Here is a 17,257-nt window from a genome sequence, read left to right as displayed (position 1 = left end):
CGTCGGACGTGGCCGACCGCTCACCGCCACTCACCTCCATGGACCGGCTGATCGAGAAGGCCCTCGCTGCGCCTGACTTCGATGTCGAGAAGCTCGAGCGCCTCTTCGCACTCGCCGAGCGGACCCGCGCCGCGGAAGCCGAGCAGGGATACAACGAGGCCATGAGCGCGGTGCAGGCCGCACTTGCGCCCATCGCGGCGGACTCCAAGAACCCCCAGACCAAAAGCAAGTACGCGAGCTACACCGCCCTCGATAAGGCTGTGCGTCCTATCTACACGCAGCACGGCTTCTCGCTGAGCTTCGGCACCGACGACAGCCCCCTCGCCGACCACATTCGCGTCACGTGCCGGGTCGCTCACCGCGACGGCCACAAGGAGCGCGAACACGTCGACATGCCGGCCGACGGCAAGGGCGCGAAGGGCGGCGACGTCATGACGAAGACCCACGCCGCCGGGTCCGCGTTCTCCTACGGCCAGCGCTACCTGCTGAAGTTGATCTTCAACCTCGCCGTTGGCGACGACGATGACGGCAATCGCGCTGGCGGCCAGGGCGATCTGATCAACGAGCATGAGGTCTTGGATCTGCTCGCGCTGATGGAAGAGGTCGGCGCAGACCGGGCCCGTTTCCTCAACTTCCTGCGTGTGGACACCCTCGCCCATCTCCCCCGGCGACGTCTGCCCGACGCCATCAAGGCCCTCGAAGCGAAGAGGAAGGCCTGATGGACCAGATCATCCAGGGAACCCCCGAGTGGCTTGCTGCCCGTGTCGGCAAGGTCACCGCCTCGCGAGTTGCTGACGTAACCGCCCGCACGAAAACGGGATGGGGCGCCAGCCGGGCCAACTACATGGCCGAGCTCGTCGCCGAGCGTCTGACCGGCGCGCATGCTGAGCGCTTCACAAACGCTGCCATGCAGTGGGGCACTGACAAGGAACCCGACGCCCGTGCCGCGTACGTCTTCATGCGCGACCTTGATGTTATTGAGGTCGGGTTCGTGGCCCACCCAACGATTGAGCAATCCGGCGCCAGCCCAGATGGACTGGTCGGCGCGGACGGCCTGGTTGAGATCAAGTGCCCGAATACGGCCACCCACATCGAGACGCTTCTCTCGCAGTCCGTCCCGGAGAAGTACGTCACCCAGATGCAGTGGCAAATGGCCTGCACTGGGCGGGCCTGGTGCGACTTCGTCTCCTTCGATCCGCGGATGCCCGAAGGCCGGCTGCGAATGTTTGTTCAGCGCGTAGAGCGCGACGACAGCCTCATCGCCACGCTTGAAGGAGATGTGGCGTCCTTTCTCGCTGAGCTCGACGCCAAGGTCGCGAGCCTTCGTGCGCTCTACGACATGGCAGAGGCTGCGTGATGGCGCATCCCATGGCGACGTCGACTGACGAGGAGGCGCGCGAGTTCTGCCGCGCGGTCCGCCGCGCCTTTCCCGGGCACAGTCATCACCGTTCGCGACCCGTCCGACCCATCCATTTCTCCAATCGAAAGGCGGCCTGATGTCGGGCTCTGTGAACAAGGTCATTCTGATCGGAAACCTCGGGGCTGATCCCGAGATCCGGTCCATGAACAGCGGCGATCGGATCGCCAATCTGCGCATCGCCACGTCCGAAAGCTGGCGGGATAAATCCTCCGGCGAGCGCAAGGAAAAGACCGAGTGGCACCGCGTGGTGATCTTCAACGACAACCTCGTGAAGGTGGCCGAGCAGTACTTGCGCAAGGGCTCGAAGGTCTACATCGAGGGCGCGATCCAGACGCGCAAGTGGACTGACCAATCGGGCCAGGAAAAGTACTCGACCGAAATCGTCCTGCAGAAGTTCCGCGGTGAACTGACCATGCTCGACGGCCGCGGCGACGGCGAGCGCAGCGGCAGCGGTGGCGGTGGCGGCTCCACCGGCTACGACGGCGGCAGCGACTTCAGCAGCAACCTGCCCGACGACGACGACATCCCGTTCGTCACGCAGTTCAGCGTGCGCTGATGTCCCGGGCGACCGTCACCCTCAACTCCCCGGCGCGCCGCGACCAGGCCGCTCAGTGGTGCAGAACTGCGCCGCTGGGGACCAGGGTGACGTTCGCCGAGGCCAAGCGCTCGGACGCTCAGAACCGGCTGATGTGGGACCTGCTGACGGACATTGCGCGGCAAGTCCTTTGGCACGGTGTTCGCCTGTCCGCCGACGATTGGAAGCTCGTCTTCATGGCGGCGCTGAACCAGGAAATGCGGCTCGTTCCCAACCTCGAGGGGACTGGCTTCGTGAACCTCGGCCGGTCGTCGTCGAAGCTCTCGAAATCCGAGATGGGCGACCTGATCGACCTGATCCTCAAGTTCGGCGCCGAACGCGATGTGCAGTTTTACGATGACCACCAGGGCGGCTCGGGGGCTAACAACCTCCGGGCCGAGGTGGCCGCTTGAAGACCGCCCTCGCGCTCAAGATCGCGAACATCGCCCGGCCATTCGTGGAGGCCACCCAACGAAAGGGCTTCACCAAAGCCCAGCGTCGCGGGGTCTGGACGGCCTACGATGGTTGCTGTGCCGGTTGCGATGAGCCCCTGGTTCCTGGGTGGGCGATCGACCATCGCATCCCGCTCGAGCTCGGCGGACTGCATGAGCCGTCGAACTGGCAGGCCCTCTGCACTGACTGCCACAAAGGCAAAACCCGCGAAGACATTCGTCAGATCGCTAAGGCGCGACGCATCCGCAAGCGGGCCAGCGAAGGGGCCGCACCATCCCGGCTGCGTTCCGGACGAGCTCTCCAGAGCGCCGGCTTCGACAAGTCCAAATCCAAAAAATTCAACGGGGCAATCGTCCCCCGAAAGGAGAAGGCGGCGTGACTCCGGCTCAGCAGGTCACTCAGGCCTTTAAGGCCGCCCACGCGTGTGGCTTCAAACCACATCAGATCACCCCAACCGGCGAGGGCTTCGAGCTCCGCAAGTCGGGAAAGCCCGTTCTGCTGCTCACCCACCAGGCCGCGCACGAGTTCGCCCAGGAAATGGCGGAGGCGTCTCTATGACCCGCCGCCAGCTTCTAGAGGCCCCCGCGGTCACCGTCCTTTGCGGTTCGATCCTCGCCTTCGGCTGCATGCCAGAGGACCCGCCCCCTTCCGTTGGTCAATTGGACCAGGCCTCCCAGAACAAGCAGGAGAGCGGAGAGTGAGACGTTCAAGTGTGAATTTGGCGCTGGCGATGGGCCTGCTGGCCGCTGCCACGCCTATGTCAGACGATGTGGTGGCTTCCGAGCCGCGCCGAAAGTCCGAGCGTGAGCGCGCCGAGGCGGCGGAGCGTGGGCGGCAATCCAGGGAGCGCTCCAGAGCTGCTTCCGCCAAAACGCCATCCGATATCACGCGCCTTCAGGCTGCCGCTGAGCGCCGGGCTCGGAAGGTCTCGCGGCAGGCGAAGGGCTTCTCCGCCCCCGCCACTCAAGACGGAGGGGCGTGATGACCGAAGACGAAGCCAAGACGAAGTGGTGTCCGCACGCGGTGGCGAGCCACACCGATCCGCGCGGCATCTCGGGCTATGCTCGGCCGGAACTCGGCTTGCCGGTCGACACCTTCATTCATGCCTGCATCGGCTCTGCCTGCATGGCGTGGCGGTGGAGCGTAGACCGCACCGTGCCCGCTGACATCTCCACCATCGCGGCGCACATGCGCACGCACAGCGTCGGCCCCCTGGACGCGTCGGGGGCTACGAACAAGACGGTGCGCACCGGCTACTGCGGCCTCGCTGGAGCGCCCCAATGACCCCCCTAGAAGATCGCTCGTCCAAGCATACGGCTTGGGAAGGCGGCAAGTGTCGCGTTCCGATGTGGATGGGTGGATTGCCCGCCGGTCACTGCGGCGATCCCGCAAACGGGCCGCAGTTGCCTCGCGAGGTCCTCCGCGAGACGCGCGGCTGGTACGAGGGCGGACCCTACTGTTTCGGCCCGTGCTGCCCCGATCACGGCGGCCCACGTGACGGCGAGCCTATCCTGTTTCAGGACGGTTACACTGAGCGCGGCTACCGCATGTGGTGCGCGGTCATGCCCGATTTCGTGAACTTGCAGGAGAGCCCGGCTGGCTTTTCTGGCAACGGCAACGCGGCCATCGCAAACCTCCGCGCCGCCCTACGCCTAGCCACGGAGCCGACAAATGAACGGTGACCGTCTGGACCATGGCTACCTGAACCTGCCGCTCTCGAAGCGCGGGGACATCGACGCCCAGATCGACGCCCACAAGGCCGGCGAGGAGCGCGCCCGGAAGGCCAGCATGTCGGCCTCCCATGCCCGCGTGCGCCTAGCCAGGGCGCTTGTCCGAGAGCTGTCGGTCGAACGATTGGCGGAACTCGGGAAGCCCCACAACCTCACCGCCAAGCAGGCGCTGAAGATGATGCTTTCCGCGGCGGATAGCCGGCCGGCCGATGTCATCGCAAGTATGTCGCAGGAGCCGACCAATGGTTGATCGCTCCTCCCTTACGGATGAGGTTCGCCTCGCTGATCTGACGTTTGAAGGAGCCCTCGACAGGCTCGTCGTCTACACGGCGATGGAAGACGGACAGTTGGCGCTCAACTGCGAGCGCGTGGTCGTGGCCGAGATCGAAGCCCTCCGCTTCTTCTGTGCGCTGCTGATGGCGTGTGGCGACCGGGAAGACTTGGTCGATGAGGTGAGCATCTGCCGCACCGTGCTCGGCATCGAAGTTGAGCGCGCCGAACGATCCCAAGCCCGCGCCGAGAAGGCCGAAGCCTCTCTAGTAGAGCTGGCTGGGGCGTTAAATGTCGTCGCCAACGCCTCTGCGCGATCCGAGACCATGTTTGGCGGCAGGATGTCGGAGGTGACGCGGGTGTTCGAGAACATCACTCGCGTCTCCCGCACAGCCTTCCGCCGAGTCTCTGACGTTCATTCTCGTCTGTTAGAAGGGGTGTCGGGAGAAGGGGGTATCTCCCAGAGCCAGCCCGTTGTGAGCGCGGTGCAGTTGCCCGCGTCACCATCAGCGCAGCACTCCGATGGAGGTGAAGACTGATGATCCTTTGGCTCGATCACCTAATTTTCGGAAACGGCTACGGCTTGAGATCCCCCTACTTCGACAACCGCTACTACTGGCTTAGCGGCCAGCTCTATACGTGGTCCGGTTGGCTCGGCGCGCAGCTTCAGAGCTTCCAGTGGTTCCACCCAAAGCCCGGCGAGGAGCGCCGGTTGGGGGGGCGGATCTACAAGCCGTTTCGTAGTGTGCGGTCGGGGCTGCGTGTTCGCGTCTCTTGGGCCACTAAGCTGCCTGATGACCTAAACGCCGCCAACGCCCTCCTTCGTCAAATCCAGTCGGAGCTTGGAGAATGACGATGCCGTTTGAACGCACGTTCGCAAACATCATGCGTAGCGCCCTCCGTGATTACGGGTACGGCGTCATGACCCCGGCGACCCGCACGCGCGGTCAGACCGACCGATACCATTTCGACGTCACGCTGCCCGCTGGCCGCGTCCTGCGCATCCATGTTGTCACCCTTCTCTCGGGTGCGCAGCGCAGCGAGCTTTCTACGCAACTCCGGGATGCCCCCCTTCCTCCTTCAGGAGTCCGGGATGAGACCGACACCCTCAGTAGAGGGAGCGAGACGTGAAGCTCCGCGTGCTCGACCTGTTCTCTTGCGTCGGCTGCCATGCCCTGGGGATGCACCGGGCTGGCCACGAGACCGCCATGCTCTGCGAGAGCAACCCCTGGCGTCGTGAACGCCTGTCCCAGAACTTCCCCGGAGTGCCGATCAGCGATGACGTCCGCACCATTACGCCACCTCGCGCCGATGCCGTCTTCGGCGGCCCCCCCTGCCAGGCAACTTCCGTTGCCGCTGCAATTCACGGAAAGCGAACCGGCGAAAGCCTGTGGAGCCACATGCTCATCGCAGGGCTCGGGGCCGGAGCAGAATGGTTTGTCGTGGAGCAGCCCCCCGGAAACAAGGCGTGGGAAGCCCAAGTCGCTGCCGACCTTTGCGAGACTGGCCGACACGTCGCCGTCTTTGAGTTCGGCGCTCATGACGTTGGCGCACCTTATCCGCGCCGGCGACGCTACGTGGTTGCCAGCCCCAGCCTGTCGCGACTGGCGCTCGCCCGGGCTGCGCTCCCACAAGCGATTGAGCGAGCCAAGAGGGCAGCAGCTTCCCGAGGTGATTGGGACCCGTCTGCCATCCCCGCTTTCGGAGTGGATGCTTGGCGTGCCGAAGGGGTTCACGAGCGTCGAGAGCGCATCGAAGCCCTAGGTGACAGCAACCCACCCGCCATGGCCGAGGCCATCGGCTACATGCTCGCGGAAGCCGCATGACCCAACAGAAGTCGGAAGCCATGGAACACGGAGAGCTGATCGCAAGGCTGGAAGCTGCGAGCGAGGGAAGCCGGGAGTTGGACGCGCTCTTATGGATCGCAACTGACCCGAAGCCGCTGGGAAACATCAAGCACTGGGTTCACGAGTGGGCTCCGGGATGGATGTTGGGCGACGTAGAGGGCTTCATCTACATGCGCGACCACCCGACGGGTGCGGGTTGGCCTGCGCCAGAGTTCACCACCTCTCTCGACGCGATCGTGGCGCTCATAGAGCGGAAGTTCCCACAGGCTCAGCGGGACACCTTCACACGGCATGGGTCGAACGCTGTCCGTTGGTGGCATGGCGACGGATGGGAAATGTCCGGAGCCAAGACCATGCCGCTCGCCCTCTGCATCGCCCTTCTGACCGCCCTCCGCACCCAAGACCAGGGAGACGGACGTGGGTGAAATTGTCCTGCGGAAAGCGACGCAGTTCATGCGCGACAACACATCTGGCGATCTCGTGAAGTCCGGCAACGTCACGCCATCTGGTGGCCTCGTCTATCGGATGCAGAGCGGCCTCGTATATCGCCTCAGCGTGAAAGAGGCCGCCATTCTCGCTCGCTACGTCTACAAGCCTCGCTACGTCTCAGCCGGCCGCTCCGCTCTCTCCCAAGACCAGGGAGACAGCCTGTGAGCTACGACTACGTGCGCCGCATGTACGGCGTTGACCCCATCGTGGGCCATCGGGTCCGCCACACCGAGATGAAAGGACCCCGCTCGTTCGGCGTCATCGCCCGCGAGAGCCCGTCGCAAGGCCACCACGTCATGGTTCGGTTCGACGGCCAGAAGCACGCGTCGCCGTGCCACCCGACCGCGCTCGACTACAGCCCCGGAGACCCCGCATGACCGGCAACGAACACAAGGGGGCGGGACTGCCCGAAGTCCTGGACGGACACTGGAACACAGCCGCTGGCCGAGAGATGGCCGTCGAATACGCCGCGATGGACAAGTCGCGGCTAACGAAATCGGACGTCTCTGACTTCGCGCTCGCCAACGCGGTCTACATGGCCGACCGAGGCGACCTTGACCTGATCGTCTGGCAGACCGCCGCCAAGGAACGCATTCGCTGGCTGTCGGTGCAACTCGCCACCAAGGACGCCGAACTATCGGCCCTGCGGGAGGAACACGCCGATCAAGTTCATGAGGTCGTGGCGGCGCTCTACAAGGCGTGGCCTGACGCAGAGGATATTCCTTCCGATTGGCCCAACGGCATCATCGGCTGCATTGAGCAGATCATCGCCGAGCGAGACGCCGCGCAAGCGCCCCTGGAGGTGTGTCGCCTAAGCTTGGTGGAACAGGGCAGCGCCCGCCGTGACCCCACGATGCCGGTGCTCATTCCCGAGGTCATCGACGCATTGGAGGGTGACGCAGAGGCGCAATACGCCATGGCCATGAACTCCGAAGAACGCCGAGCGGCACATGGTTTGAGCCTACTAGTGAACTGGCAGCGCGTCGCCCTCACCCATCAGGAGAAGGACGCCCAGGATGTCTGAGCGCATTCAAGAGCATCCCGACTACGCCGAGGGCTACTATGACGCGCTCGACATGGAACCCCTGTTCGCGAACGAAGCGACCGCCGCTTACCAGGCCGGTTGGAGAGCCGCCTGGGAGTGCAAGCAGATCCTTGCGGATGCATGGTTTCAGCAGCATGGGCCGCGCCAGTTCTCCAAGACCACGATCATCGGAGACGCCCCCAATGACCGTTGAAGCCTGTCCCGACATCGAGGCTGCGGTGGAGCGGGTGACGGACTTCGCAGTCTGGTTCGATTGCGACGTTCAATCGCATCTTGTGAACGGTTCAGTCGCCCGTGAGCACGCCTCCGACCTCCGCGCCCTCCTCTCCGAGCGCAAGGCTCTGCGGGAGACGCAGATGTCAGCCAATAACCTACCGCCGCGCAAATGGGTCGAAGCGATCCTGAACGCGATCACTGCCGCCCGTGTAGACGGCATCATGGGTTCTGACTCCTTGTCATCCATAGTCTACGCGATAGAGGCAGCTCGGAAGATCGAAGCCCTACAGCGCTCAAGGGAAGCGCCTGGACGGGAGGAGGTGGCGCGGATCATCGACCCGTGGGCCATGGACCGTGCAGAGTGTGACCCTGAAACTGAGGCTGCCCGAGAAGAAGCGCTCACCAAGGCCGACGCCATCCTCGCCCTGTTCTCCTCCTCCCCCACGGTAGAGGGGTGGAGGCCGACGCATCGTCACGTGAAGCGCGGAACGACCTATAAGATCATCGCGGAAGGACTGTTTCAGACTGCCGAGCAGGCCATCTGGGACGAAACGCCGCTGACGATCTACTGCGGCGAGGACGGCAGCTATTGGGCCAGGCCGACGACAGAGTTCCGCGATGGCCGCTTCGAGCCCCTCCCCGCCCCTACTACGGAAGGGAAGTAGATGGACTGGCAACCAACCCGCGGCTTTGAAACCGTTCAAGACGGCGACTTGGTCCGCTTTGTCGAAGAAGACGACCGTGGAGCGGTCTGGGAGGTCGTTAGGCCGGCCACAGCGGTTGATGTGCTGCGGCTACTACACGCCGAGTACATGGCCGACGAAGAGTGCCGCGCCGAAGTCCTGCACCACCTGATCGAGGAGGGATACAGGTTCACCTCGCCATCCCCCCTCCCCGCCCACAACACGGACGCCTCAGGCCCTAGTGAGGGAGGTGAACGGTGAGCGAGACCATCGTTGCCGCTGCACACCTGTACGACCTCGGCGGATCGAGTGACCCGCGCGCTTTGCCGGTGATCGTCTCGGCGCCACCACCAGCGCGACACCACAACCTGTTCGCCTTGGCCGGCTCGCCCGATGAGAGCGGCTTCCTGACATCGGCAGGGCGCTTCGTTGGGCGTGAGGAAGCGTTGTTGATCGCGCGCGCCTCCGGTCAGCCGATGATCGAACATCCGGCGCGGCATGAGCGCCTGCTGTTCTCGGAGGATCTGTGGTGATGAGCATGCTCCTTCCCATCGACCTTGGCCCCACGACTGAGCGGCGGTTTGCCGAGGCGTTCGCCGACAGTGCGACCATCCCCGCCGTGCGCGCCGCCAGGCTGATTGGGGTTGACGAGAAGACCCTCGCCGCCCTCTCTGAGCGACAGGTCATCCGATCGGTCCCGCGCGGCTCGCGCCGGGGCTACACAGAGCGCGACCTTCGCGCCTATCTCACCGAGGAACACGCGACCCCGTGTCCGTCTACAAGCCGAAAAACAGCCGCTTCTGGCAGTTCGATTTCATCATTGAAGGTCGTCGGTTTCACGGATCGACGGGACAGACTACGCGACGCGCCGCCGAAGCGGCGGAAGAGCGCAAGCGGCGTGAGGTCGGCGAAGGCCGTTTCGGGTCCGCCGAAAACCTGACGATCAACCAAGCCTGCGGTCGCTGGTGGGATGACGTCGGCCAGCACCGCGGCGACGCGGCGGACGTCGAGCGCCGGCTCGCCACCCTGATCGCGCTCATCGGCGCCACCACACCGCTTAAGGACATCGACGCCGAGACGGTGGCCGACGCGATCCGCCGCCGGCGCCTGATGCCCTACGTGAAGAGCAAGGCCAAGGACGCCAAGCGCTACTACCCATCGCCAGCCACGGTGAACCGCGACGTGATCGAGCACCTTCGCCCGGTCATGCGCTACGCCGTACTGCTGTGGGCCAATCGCGGCCTGAGGGTTCAGCCCATCGAATGGGGCCGCCTGCGCCTCGAAGAGCCGGCCGGGCTGGTCAAGATCTACGGCGTCGACGAACAGGCGGCCTGGCGCGCCGAGTGCGGCCCCACGACCGGCCTCGCTCTCGATCTGCTGATGACCTACGGGATGCGCTTCGGAGAGCTGTTCTTCGAGCTGGGGGACTTCGACCCGGAAGGTCCACGCCTCAACATCGCCAGCCGCCTCATGCCGGACGGCGAGCGCCGGAAGGGCCGCAAGCGCGACACAGGCGCCCACGTGCTGCCGCTCCGCGCCGGTCATGCCCGCGAGATCGCCGCGCGCCTCACCCGCGCCCGCAAGGCTGGCCTGGAGCACATCTGGTACGTCGAGGAGCGCGACGAGGAGGCGGGCGAGGTGAAGCTGGTCGCCCTCACCTACTACGGCCTCCAGGCGCGCCTGAACTCCGCTGCAGACCGCGCGAGCGTCTCCCCGGGCCGCCGCATCCACGGCACGCGCCACCACGCCGGCACGACCATCCTGCGCAAGTCGGGAAACCTGAAGCTGTCCCAGCGCCTTCTGGGGCATGCCAACATCCAGTCCACGATGCGCTACGCCCACGCCCTGGAGGAAGACCTTCGGGAGGCGCTTGGCGAGGAGGATGTATCGTCGCCCCGGAATAGTCCCGAAGCGACCCCGGACAAGACCGGGACTGATGACACCAACTGATTGTGTTTTATGGGTTTTTTGACGCCAAATGAGCGCATAGCCCACGGTTTACAAAACCGCTGCTCTACCAACTGAGCTAAGCCGGCGCGGCTCATGCGCGCCGCCGACCGATGCCACGGCCCGCCCCCGCTGCCAAGCCCCGACGCTGGCACGCCGATTGCGAAAGCCAATTGGCCCCCTCGGGCCGCATCCCATTTGGAGACTCCACACGTGAGCACGAAAAAACACTGGCTGGTGGGCACGACTGCGGCGCTCGCCGTTGCGCTGGTCGCCGGCGGCGCCAACGCCGCGACCCTGGTCAACGGCAGCTTTGAGCAAGGCGCCGATCCGGGCAGCTTCATCACCCTCGGCAACGGCAGCACCGCCATCACCGGCTGGACCGTCAAGGGCCACGGCGTCGACTACATCGGCTCCTATTGGCAAGCGGCCGATGGCGAGCGCAGCGTGGATCTCTCGGCGCTCAACGGCGGCAGCATCCAGCAGACCATCGATACGGTCGTCGGCAAGACCTACAAGGTCAGCTTCTGGCTGGCCGGCAACCCCGACGGCGGCCTCGGCGACAAGTTCGTCGCCACCTCCGTCAGCGGCGACTGGGTGAACAACTTCACCTTCAACGTCGGCGCCGGCAACACCAAGCAGAACATGGGCTGGACGCAGTACAGCTACACCTTCACCGCGTTCGATCCGACCTCGACGCTGGTCTTCAACTCGCAGACCCGCACGCCGTACGGTCCGGCGCTCGACAACGTGTCGATCTCGGCGGTTCCGGAGCCGGCGACCTGGGCGATGATGATCATGGGCTTCGGCGGCGTCGGCGCCGCGGTGCGCTCCTCGCGTCGCAAGCAGGCCCTCGCCTTCGCCTGACCCACAACAGGCGCTATGAAGGACGCCGTCGGCTCTCCGGAGCCGGCGGCGTTCCTTTGTCTGCAGGCGGGCTGGCGTGGACTTGAAACCGATCGAGATCTTCATCGACGCCGACGCCTGCCCGGTGAAGGACGAGATTTACAAGGTCGCGCAGCGCTATGGGCTGAAGACCTGGGTCGTCTCCAACGCCTTCATGCAGATCCCGCAGTCGCCGCTGATCGCGCGGATGATCGTCGACGCTGGTCCGGACGTCGCCGACGACTGGATCGCAGAGCACATCTCGCCCGGCGACGTGGCGATCACCAACGACATCCCGCTGGCCGAGCGGGTGCTGAAGTCGGGCGGCTACGCCCTGGGCGCCAACGGCCGCCCGTTCACCGAAAATTCGATCGGCGCGGCCATCGCCCAGCGGGCGCTGATGGAGCAGCTGCGCTCGACCGGAGAGATGCTCGGCGGGCCGCGTCCCTTCGACCGCAACGACCGCTCCCGCTTCCTGCAGTCCCTGGACGAGACAATTCAGAAGGAGCGTCGTCGACGCGCCTTGCAACGCGGCGGCGCTTGACTAGCCTGCGCTCACGATTGGCTGAGGGGTTCTGAAATGCGCCATGCGCTGATGCTGTCCGTCCTGGGGTCCTGCGCCCTGCTCGCCGGCTGCGGCCAGGGCGGCGGCGAAAAGTCCGAGGGCTCCGCCCCGGCTCCGACCGCCGAGCACGAGCCCACCGCCGCCGAGAAGGCCGCCGTCCTGGCCAGCCTGCCCGCGCCGTACAACACCGCCGATATCGACAACGGCAAGGCCAAGTTCGCCATGTGCCGCTCGTGCCACACGATCGTCGAAGGCGGCGCCAACCTGACCGGCCCGAACCTGCACGGGGTGTTTGGCCGCAAGGCCGGGGCGCTCGAGAACTACAAGTACTCCGAGGCCGTGAAGAACGCCGGCTTCGTCTGGGACGCCGAGCATCTCGACAAGTGGCTGGCGGAGCCGCGCACCTTCCTGCCCGGCACCAAGATGACCTTCGCCGGCCTCAAGTCCGAGAAGGACCGCATCGATCTCATCGCCTTCCTCAAGGTCGAGACCGGCTACAAAGCGCCGTGAGACGCTAGCGCTTCAAAATAGCAACCTTGACGAGAATGGCGTTCGGCCGCAGCATGTTGCTGTCGAGGCTGCGCTTGCATCTGTCAGCCGAGATCCTGCGCCGGCGCCTGTGACACCCCCTTGTCGCAGCCGGCGCCACCCCGACAACTCGCCTCCCCCGCTGGGGGAGGCTTTTTCGTTCTGGAATGCAGTCGCCCGCGGCGACGCTATTCGGCGGCGTTCGCCGCCCGCGCCTGCTCGGCCTCTTCGAAGGCTTCGATTCGCCGCGCCGTGGTCTGCGGCGACTTCGTGAAGCGCGCGAGCAGATTGTAGAACACCGGCACGATGAACAGGGTCAGGAGGGTCGCGAAGATCGCCCCGAAGAAGATGACGACCCCGATGGTCTTGCGGCTCTCGCCGCCGGCGCCGCCCCACATGATGAGCGGGATCGCACCCGCCGCCGCGGCGATGGAGGTCATGATGATCGGACGCAGGCGCAGCGAGGCGCTCTCGATCACGGCCTCGCGGATCGACAGCCCTTCGTCGCGCAGCTGGTTGGCGAACTCGACGATCAGGATGCCGTTCTTGGCCGCGATGCCGATCAGGATGATCAGGCCGATCTGACTGTAGGTGTTGATGGTCGAGCCGGCGATCAGCAGGCCGAACAGCCCTCCCAACGCCGCGACCGGCACGGTCAGCATGATCACAGCCGGGTGGATCCAGCTCTCGAACTGCGCGGCCAGCACCAGGAACACCAGCAGCAGCGCCATGCCGAAGGCGAGTCCGACGGCGCTGCCGGCTTCGAGATAGTCGCGGGCCATGCCGCCCCATTTGATCTGCGGCCCCGCCGGCATCTTGGCGATTTCGGCTTCGAAGAACTTCACCGCGTCGCCGACCGGATAGCCGGGGTTCAGCTGGGCCGACAAAGTGACCGAGCGCAGACGGTCGACGCGAGAGCGGTCCGGCGTGTCGCCGCGCACCTCGGTGGTGACCACGGTCGAGAGCGGGATCAACTGCCCCGAGCTCGAGCGCACATAGAGGTTGCCGATGTCCCGCTCGGTCTGGCGCTGCTCGCGGTCGGTCTGCAGCAGGACGTCGTACTCCTGGCCGTTCTTGATGTAGGTCGTCACCCGCCGGGTGCCGAAGTTGCTTTCCAGCGCCCGACCGACCGCCTGGGCGGACACTCCCAGCGCCGCCGCCTTCTCGCGGTCGATGTTGACCAGCACGCGCGGGCTGGTCGGCTCGTAGTCGAGACGCGCCCGAGCCAGGCCTGGATTGGCCTCGGCGGCCGCCAGCAGCGGTTTGATCCAGGCGGCGATCTGGTTGTAGTCATCGCCGGCGACGATCACATCGACGCCACTTCCGCCGCCGCCCCCGCCCCCGCCGCGCTGGAAGGCCGGCCGCACCGAGGCGATCGCGCGCACCGAGGTGATCGACGACAGCTCGCGATTGAGGCGCGCGGCCAACTCATTCGACGTGACGCCGCTGCCTTCGGTGACGTTGGCGTTGCCGAAGCCGCCGTTGAACTGGGTGCCGTTGAAGCGTGGGACGCCCAGGATGTAGCGGGTGATCTCGCCGTCCTTGAGCAGTTCGAGCAGCTTCGCCTCGACCTGGTTCGCGGCCTTCATCGTGTAGTCGAAGCCCGCGCCTTCCGGCGCGACGATGTTCAGGTCGACCCGTCCGCGGTCTTCCTCCGGCACCAGCTCACGCGGCAGCACCGAGAAGAGTCCGCCAGCGCCGGCCGCCAGCACGATCACCAGACCGATGGTGGCGAAGGTCGCGCGACGGTCGCCCAGCAGCGACTCCAGCGAGGCGTGATAGGACGACTTCAACTTGCCCATGGCCGCATCGACGCGGCGGGCCAGGAAGCCCTCGCCATGCGCCGGGCGCAGCAGCTTGGAGGCCAGCATCGGCGACAGGCTGAGCGCCAGCAGCGCCGAGAACGCCACGGCCGCGGCGATGGCCACCGCCAGCTCGACGAACAGGCGTCCGATGTAGCCCGGCAGGAACATCAGCGGCGCGAACACCGAGATCAGCACGATGGTCGTCGCGACGACCGCGAAGAACACCTGCCGCGCGCCGCGCTGGGCGGCCACGATCGCCGGTTCGCCGTCGTCTATTCGACGCTGGATATTCTCGACCACGACGATGGCGTCGTCGACGACCAGACCGATGGCCAGCACCAGGGCCAGCAGCGTCAGCAGGTTCAGGGAGAAGCCCAGCGGGGCCAGGACGATGAAGGTCGACAGGATGCAGATCGGCGCCACGACCGACGGGATCAGCGCCGCGCGCCAGGTCCCCAGGAAGATGAAGTTCACCAGGGCGACCAGCGCCATGGAGATCCCCATCGTGATCCAGACTTCCTCGAGGGCGTGCTTGGTGAAGACGGTGTAGTCGACCGCCACCTCCAGCACCGTGCCCTTGGGCAGCGACTTGTTCAGTTCCGGCAGCAGGTCGCGGACGCCCTGCGAGATTTCCAGGTCGTTGGCCTGGGACTGGCGGGTGATGCCGATACCGACTTGGTCGCGTCCGTTCGAGCGGAAGCTGCGGCGGCGCTCGTCCGGCCCCTCCTCCACCCGCGCAATGTCGCCCAGGCGGGTGACGTAGTCCTGGCTCGTGTTGCCGGTCGCGATCGCGGTCCGCGCGCCCGACGCCACCACCGGCAGCTGGGCAAACTGTTCGGGCGTCGAGTAGCCGCGGCCGACCCGGATCGTGAAGTCCTTGTCGGGCGCTTCGAGCGAGCCGGCCGGCAGTTCGAGGTTCTGGCTGTTCAGCGCGTTCTCGACGTCGTCGACCGTCACGCCGCGGGCGGCCATGGCGTTGGGATCGAGCCAGATCCGCATCGAATAGAGCTGGCTGCCGCCGACGAACACCTGGGCCACGCCAGGCACCGTCGAGAAGCGTTCAACCAGATAGCGCTGAGCGTAGTCCGACAGTTGCAACCGGTTCAGCGTCGTCGAGGCGAACGAGATGAACATGATCGGCGAGCCGTCGGCGGTCGCCTTGGCGATCTGCGGCGGATCGGCCTGCAACGGCAGGTTCGACGCCACGCGACTGACTGCGTCGCGCACGTCGTTGGCCGCGTCGTCGAGGTTCCGATCGAGCCGGAACGAGATGTTGATGTTCGAACGGCCGTCGCGCGACGACGAGTTGACCCGGTCGATCCCCTGGATGCCGGAGATCTGTCGCTCGATCACCTCGGTGATCCGCTCCTCGACCACTTCGGCCGAAGCGCCGCGATAGGTCGTGGAGATCGACACCACCGGCGGGTCGACGCTGGGCAGTTCCCGCACGGTCAGCGAGGCGAAGGCCGCCACGCCGACGACGCAGAGGATGATCGCCGCGACCGCCGCGAAGACGGGCCGGCGGACCGAGATGTCCGACAGCATCATGCGTCAGGCCGCGCGGCGCGCGCGCCAGGCTCGGCGCCCTTCTGGGACGTCAGGATGCGGACCGGCTGGCCCGGTTGGATCTTGTTGAGGCCGTCGGCGATGATCTGTTCGCCGGGACGCAGGCCGTCGCGGATCTCCACGAAGCCGTCCTGGCGAATGCCGGTCAGGACCGGCCGCTGCTCGGTCCGCGCCTGATCGCCCTGTCGGCTCACCACGAAGACGAACGCCGAGTCGCCCTGCACCGACACCGCCGACTCCGGCGCGGCGACCACCTGCCGCTGGCCCTGGGCGATCGCCACGCGCAGCATCATGCCGGGCTTCAGCTTCCGGTCCGGGTTCGGGAATTCGGCGCGCGCGGTGATGGCGCGGGTGCGCTCGTCAATGCGGGTGTCGAGCTTCTGGATCCGGCCCTGGATCACCTGGCCGGGATAGGCGTCGATGCGGGCCGTGATCGGCTGGCCTTCACGGATCGAGGCGAGGTAGCGGTCGGGCACTTCGAAATCGACCCGCACGCTCGAAATGTCGTCCAGGGTCACAATCGCCGCGCCCGGATTGACCAGCGCGCCCGGCGCGATGTCCGACAGCCCGACGACGCCGGCGAACGGCGCGCGGATCATGCGGTCGCCTTCGCGAGCCCGCGCCGCATCGACGTCGGCCTTGGCCGCGAGATAGGTCGCTTCGCGCTGATCGAGCGCGGTCTTCGAGGCGTACCCCTGCGCGGCCAGTTGCTTCCAACGGTCCAAATCGCGCTGCGCCTGGACCATGCGCGCCTGCGCCTGGGCGATGCCGGCGCTTTGCTCGGTGGCCTTCAGTTCGACCAGCACCGCGCCTTTGGGCACCGATTGACCGTCGCTGAAGCGCACCTTCTCGACCAGTTGGGTCGCCGCCGCCGTGAGGGTCACCGACTGGCGCCCCTTGGCGACGCCGATCACGTCGATGGCGTCGACGAAGGTCTTGTTCTGCGCGCCGACCACATTGACCGGCGCCGGGCCGCCCATGCCGCCACGACCACCGCCTCCGCCGCCAGGACCGCCGCCGCCCTTCTGGGCGGCCATCGCGCCGCCGCCTCCAGGGCCGCCGGGCCCCTCCTTCTTGCCGAGGGTGAGCTTCCAGCCGCCTGCGACCACCATGAGGCCGAGGATCACAATCGCGCCGACGAGGAAAAAGTGGCGTCGCAACAAGTTACGGAATCTCCGGGGCGGCTCGGAAAATGAAATTGGATGACGCTGAATCGAAACGCGTCTTATGGCGA

The 17,257-nt window shown here is 66.0% G+C and carries 25 protein-coding genes; 23 read left to right on the top strand and 2 right to left on the bottom strand.

Annotated features, from left to right (window positions below):
- Positions 1–8: 8 nt before the first annotated feature.
- The 23 genes from ACSQ2H_RS07960 (at position 9) to ACSQ2H_RS07850 (ending at position 12,634) form a co-directional block, all read left to right on the top strand.
- Positions 9–719: an ERF family protein gene (locus tag ACSQ2H_RS07960; protein WP_436060901.1), complete on the top strand. Its 711-nt coding sequence runs from the start codon at positions 9–11 to the stop codon at positions 717–719.
- Positions 719–1,357 carry a lambda exonuclease family protein gene (locus ACSQ2H_RS07955; RefSeq protein ID WP_436060900.1) on the top strand — a complete coding sequence of 213 codons (639 nt, stop codon included), beginning with the start codon at positions 719–721 and terminating at the stop codon, positions 1,355–1,357. Before ACSQ2H_RS07960 ends, ACSQ2H_RS07955 begins: the two co-directional genes overlap by 1 nt.
- A gap of 139 nt (positions 1,358–1,496) precedes the next feature.
- Positions 1,497–1,976, top strand: coding sequence for a single-stranded DNA-binding protein (gene ssb / locus ACSQ2H_RS07950; protein WP_436060899.1), 480 nt, complete (start codon positions 1,497–1,499; stop codon positions 1,974–1,976).
- A complete protein-coding gene (locus ACSQ2H_RS07945) occupies positions 1,976–2,407 on the top strand; it encodes a recombination protein NinB (protein WP_436060898.1) in 432 nt (143 codons plus the stop codon). The genes ssb and ACSQ2H_RS07945 overlap by 1 nt, the downstream gene beginning before the upstream one ends.
- Entirely contained in the window at positions 2,404–2,826 is a 423-nt protein-coding gene (locus ACSQ2H_RS07940; protein ID WP_436060897.1) for an HNH endonuclease signature motif containing protein, read from the top strand. The genes ACSQ2H_RS07945 and ACSQ2H_RS07940 overlap by 4 nt, the downstream gene beginning before the upstream one ends.
- A complete protein-coding gene (locus ACSQ2H_RS07935) occupies positions 2,823–3,005 on the top strand; it encodes a hypothetical protein (RefSeq protein ID WP_436060896.1) in 183 nt (60 codons plus the stop codon). The genes ACSQ2H_RS07940 and ACSQ2H_RS07935 overlap by 4 nt, the downstream gene beginning before the upstream one ends.
- Before the next feature lie 423 nt (positions 3,006–3,428).
- Complete coding sequence (locus ACSQ2H_RS07930; RefSeq protein ID WP_436060895.1) at positions 3,429–3,731, top strand: hypothetical protein; 303 nt, start codon at positions 3,429–3,431, stop codon at positions 3,729–3,731.
- 387 nt (positions 3,732–4,118) lie between these two features.
- Positions 4,119–4,427 (top strand): hypothetical protein, encoded by a 309-nt coding sequence (locus ACSQ2H_RS07925; RefSeq protein ID WP_436060894.1) that lies wholly within the window; start codon positions 4,119–4,121, stop codon positions 4,425–4,427.
- Positions 4,420–4,986 carry a hypothetical protein gene (locus tag ACSQ2H_RS07920; RefSeq protein WP_436060893.1) on the top strand — a complete coding sequence of 189 codons (567 nt, stop codon included), beginning with the start codon at positions 4,420–4,422 and terminating at the stop codon, positions 4,984–4,986. Before ACSQ2H_RS07925 ends, ACSQ2H_RS07920 begins: the two co-directional genes overlap by 8 nt.
- The gene (locus ACSQ2H_RS07915) at positions 4,986–5,300 is read left to right on the top strand and encodes a hypothetical protein (RefSeq protein ID WP_436060892.1); all 315 of its coding nucleotides are present in this window, start codon (positions 4,986–4,988) and stop codon (positions 5,298–5,300) included. The genes ACSQ2H_RS07920 and ACSQ2H_RS07915 overlap by 1 nt, the downstream gene beginning before the upstream one ends.
- 274 nt (positions 5,301–5,574) lie before the next feature.
- A complete protein-coding gene (locus ACSQ2H_RS07910; protein WP_436060891.1) occupies positions 5,575–6,273 on the top strand; it encodes a DNA cytosine methyltransferase in 699 nt (232 codons plus the stop codon).
- On the top strand, positions 6,270–6,719 hold the full coding sequence (locus ACSQ2H_RS07905) for a hypothetical protein (RefSeq protein ID WP_436060890.1): 450 nt from the start codon (positions 6,270–6,272) through the stop codon (positions 6,717–6,719). Before ACSQ2H_RS07910 ends, ACSQ2H_RS07905 begins: the two co-directional genes overlap by 4 nt.
- A complete protein-coding gene (locus tag ACSQ2H_RS07900) occupies positions 6,712–6,948 on the top strand; it encodes a hypothetical protein (protein ID WP_436060889.1) in 237 nt (78 codons plus the stop codon). The genes ACSQ2H_RS07905 and ACSQ2H_RS07900 overlap by 8 nt, the downstream gene beginning before the upstream one ends.
- Complete coding sequence (locus ACSQ2H_RS07895) at positions 6,945–7,160, top strand: hypothetical protein (protein ID WP_436060888.1); 216 nt, start codon at positions 6,945–6,947, stop codon at positions 7,158–7,160. The genes ACSQ2H_RS07900 and ACSQ2H_RS07895 overlap by 4 nt, the downstream gene beginning before the upstream one ends.
- Positions 7,157–7,807 (top strand): hypothetical protein, encoded by a 651-nt coding sequence (locus tag ACSQ2H_RS07890; RefSeq protein WP_436060887.1) that lies wholly within the window; start codon positions 7,157–7,159, stop codon positions 7,805–7,807. The genes ACSQ2H_RS07895 and ACSQ2H_RS07890 overlap by 4 nt, the downstream gene beginning before the upstream one ends.
- Entirely contained in the window at positions 7,800–8,021 is a 222-nt protein-coding gene (locus ACSQ2H_RS07885) for a hypothetical protein (RefSeq protein WP_436060886.1), read from the top strand. Before ACSQ2H_RS07890 ends, ACSQ2H_RS07885 begins: the two co-directional genes overlap by 8 nt.
- Positions 8,011–8,709: a hypothetical protein gene (locus tag ACSQ2H_RS07880; RefSeq protein ID WP_436060885.1), complete on the top strand. Its 699-nt coding sequence runs from the start codon at positions 8,011–8,013 to the stop codon at positions 8,707–8,709. The genes ACSQ2H_RS07885 and ACSQ2H_RS07880 overlap by 11 nt, the downstream gene beginning before the upstream one ends.
- Positions 8,710–8,988, top strand: a complete 279-nt coding sequence (locus ACSQ2H_RS07875; RefSeq protein ID WP_436060884.1) for a hypothetical protein — start codon at positions 8,710–8,712, stop codon at positions 8,986–8,988. It abuts the gene before it with no gap.
- Positions 8,985–9,260, top strand: coding sequence for a hypothetical protein (locus ACSQ2H_RS07870; RefSeq protein WP_436060883.1), 276 nt, complete (start codon positions 8,985–8,987; stop codon positions 9,258–9,260). The genes ACSQ2H_RS07875 and ACSQ2H_RS07870 overlap by 4 nt, the downstream gene beginning before the upstream one ends.
- Before the next feature lie 235 nt (positions 9,261–9,495).
- Positions 9,496–10,677 (top strand): tyrosine-type recombinase/integrase, encoded by a 1,182-nt coding sequence (locus tag ACSQ2H_RS07865; RefSeq protein ID WP_436060882.1) that lies wholly within the window; start codon positions 9,496–9,498, stop codon positions 10,675–10,677.
- 210 nt (positions 10,678–10,887) lie between these two features.
- Positions 10,888–11,541 carry a choice-of-anchor C family protein gene (locus ACSQ2H_RS07860; RefSeq protein WP_436060881.1) on the top strand — a complete coding sequence of 218 codons (654 nt, stop codon included), beginning with the start codon at positions 10,888–10,890 and terminating at the stop codon, positions 11,539–11,541.
- An 82-nt stretch (positions 11,542–11,623) separates the two neighbouring features.
- The gene (locus tag ACSQ2H_RS07855; RefSeq protein WP_436063557.1) at positions 11,624–12,103 is read left to right on the top strand and encodes a YaiI/YqxD family protein; all 480 of its coding nucleotides are present in this window, start codon (positions 11,624–11,626) and stop codon (positions 12,101–12,103) included.
- Positions 12,104–12,139: 36 nt separating this feature from the next.
- Positions 12,140–12,634, top strand: a complete 495-nt coding sequence (locus tag ACSQ2H_RS07850; protein WP_436060880.1) for a c-type cytochrome — start codon at positions 12,140–12,142, stop codon at positions 12,632–12,634.
- A gap of 206 nt (positions 12,635–12,840) precedes the next feature.
- Here ACSQ2H_RS07850 and ACSQ2H_RS07845 read toward each other — a convergent pair whose 3' ends face one another.
- Both ACSQ2H_RS07845 and ACSQ2H_RS07840 read right to left on the bottom strand, forming a co-directional pair.
- Entirely contained in the window at positions 12,841–16,002 is a 3,162-nt protein-coding gene (locus ACSQ2H_RS07845) for an efflux RND transporter permease subunit (RefSeq protein ID WP_436063556.1), read from the bottom strand.
- A complete protein-coding gene (locus ACSQ2H_RS07840; protein WP_436060879.1) occupies positions 16,002–17,150 on the bottom strand; it encodes an efflux RND transporter periplasmic adaptor subunit in 1,149 nt (382 codons plus the stop codon). Before ACSQ2H_RS07840 ends, ACSQ2H_RS07845 begins: the two co-directional genes overlap by 1 nt.
- Between the last annotated feature and the right edge of the window lie 107 nt (positions 17,151–17,257).

Origin of the sequence: Phenylobacterium sp. LjRoot97, from assembly GCF_964254345.1 — a bacterium.
Classification (GTDB): Bacteria; Pseudomonadota; Alphaproteobacteria; order Caulobacterales; family Caulobacteraceae; genus Phenylobacterium.
The sequence above is the reverse complement of the archived record's forward strand: the minus strand, read 5'-3'. Positions and strand labels throughout refer to the sequence as shown.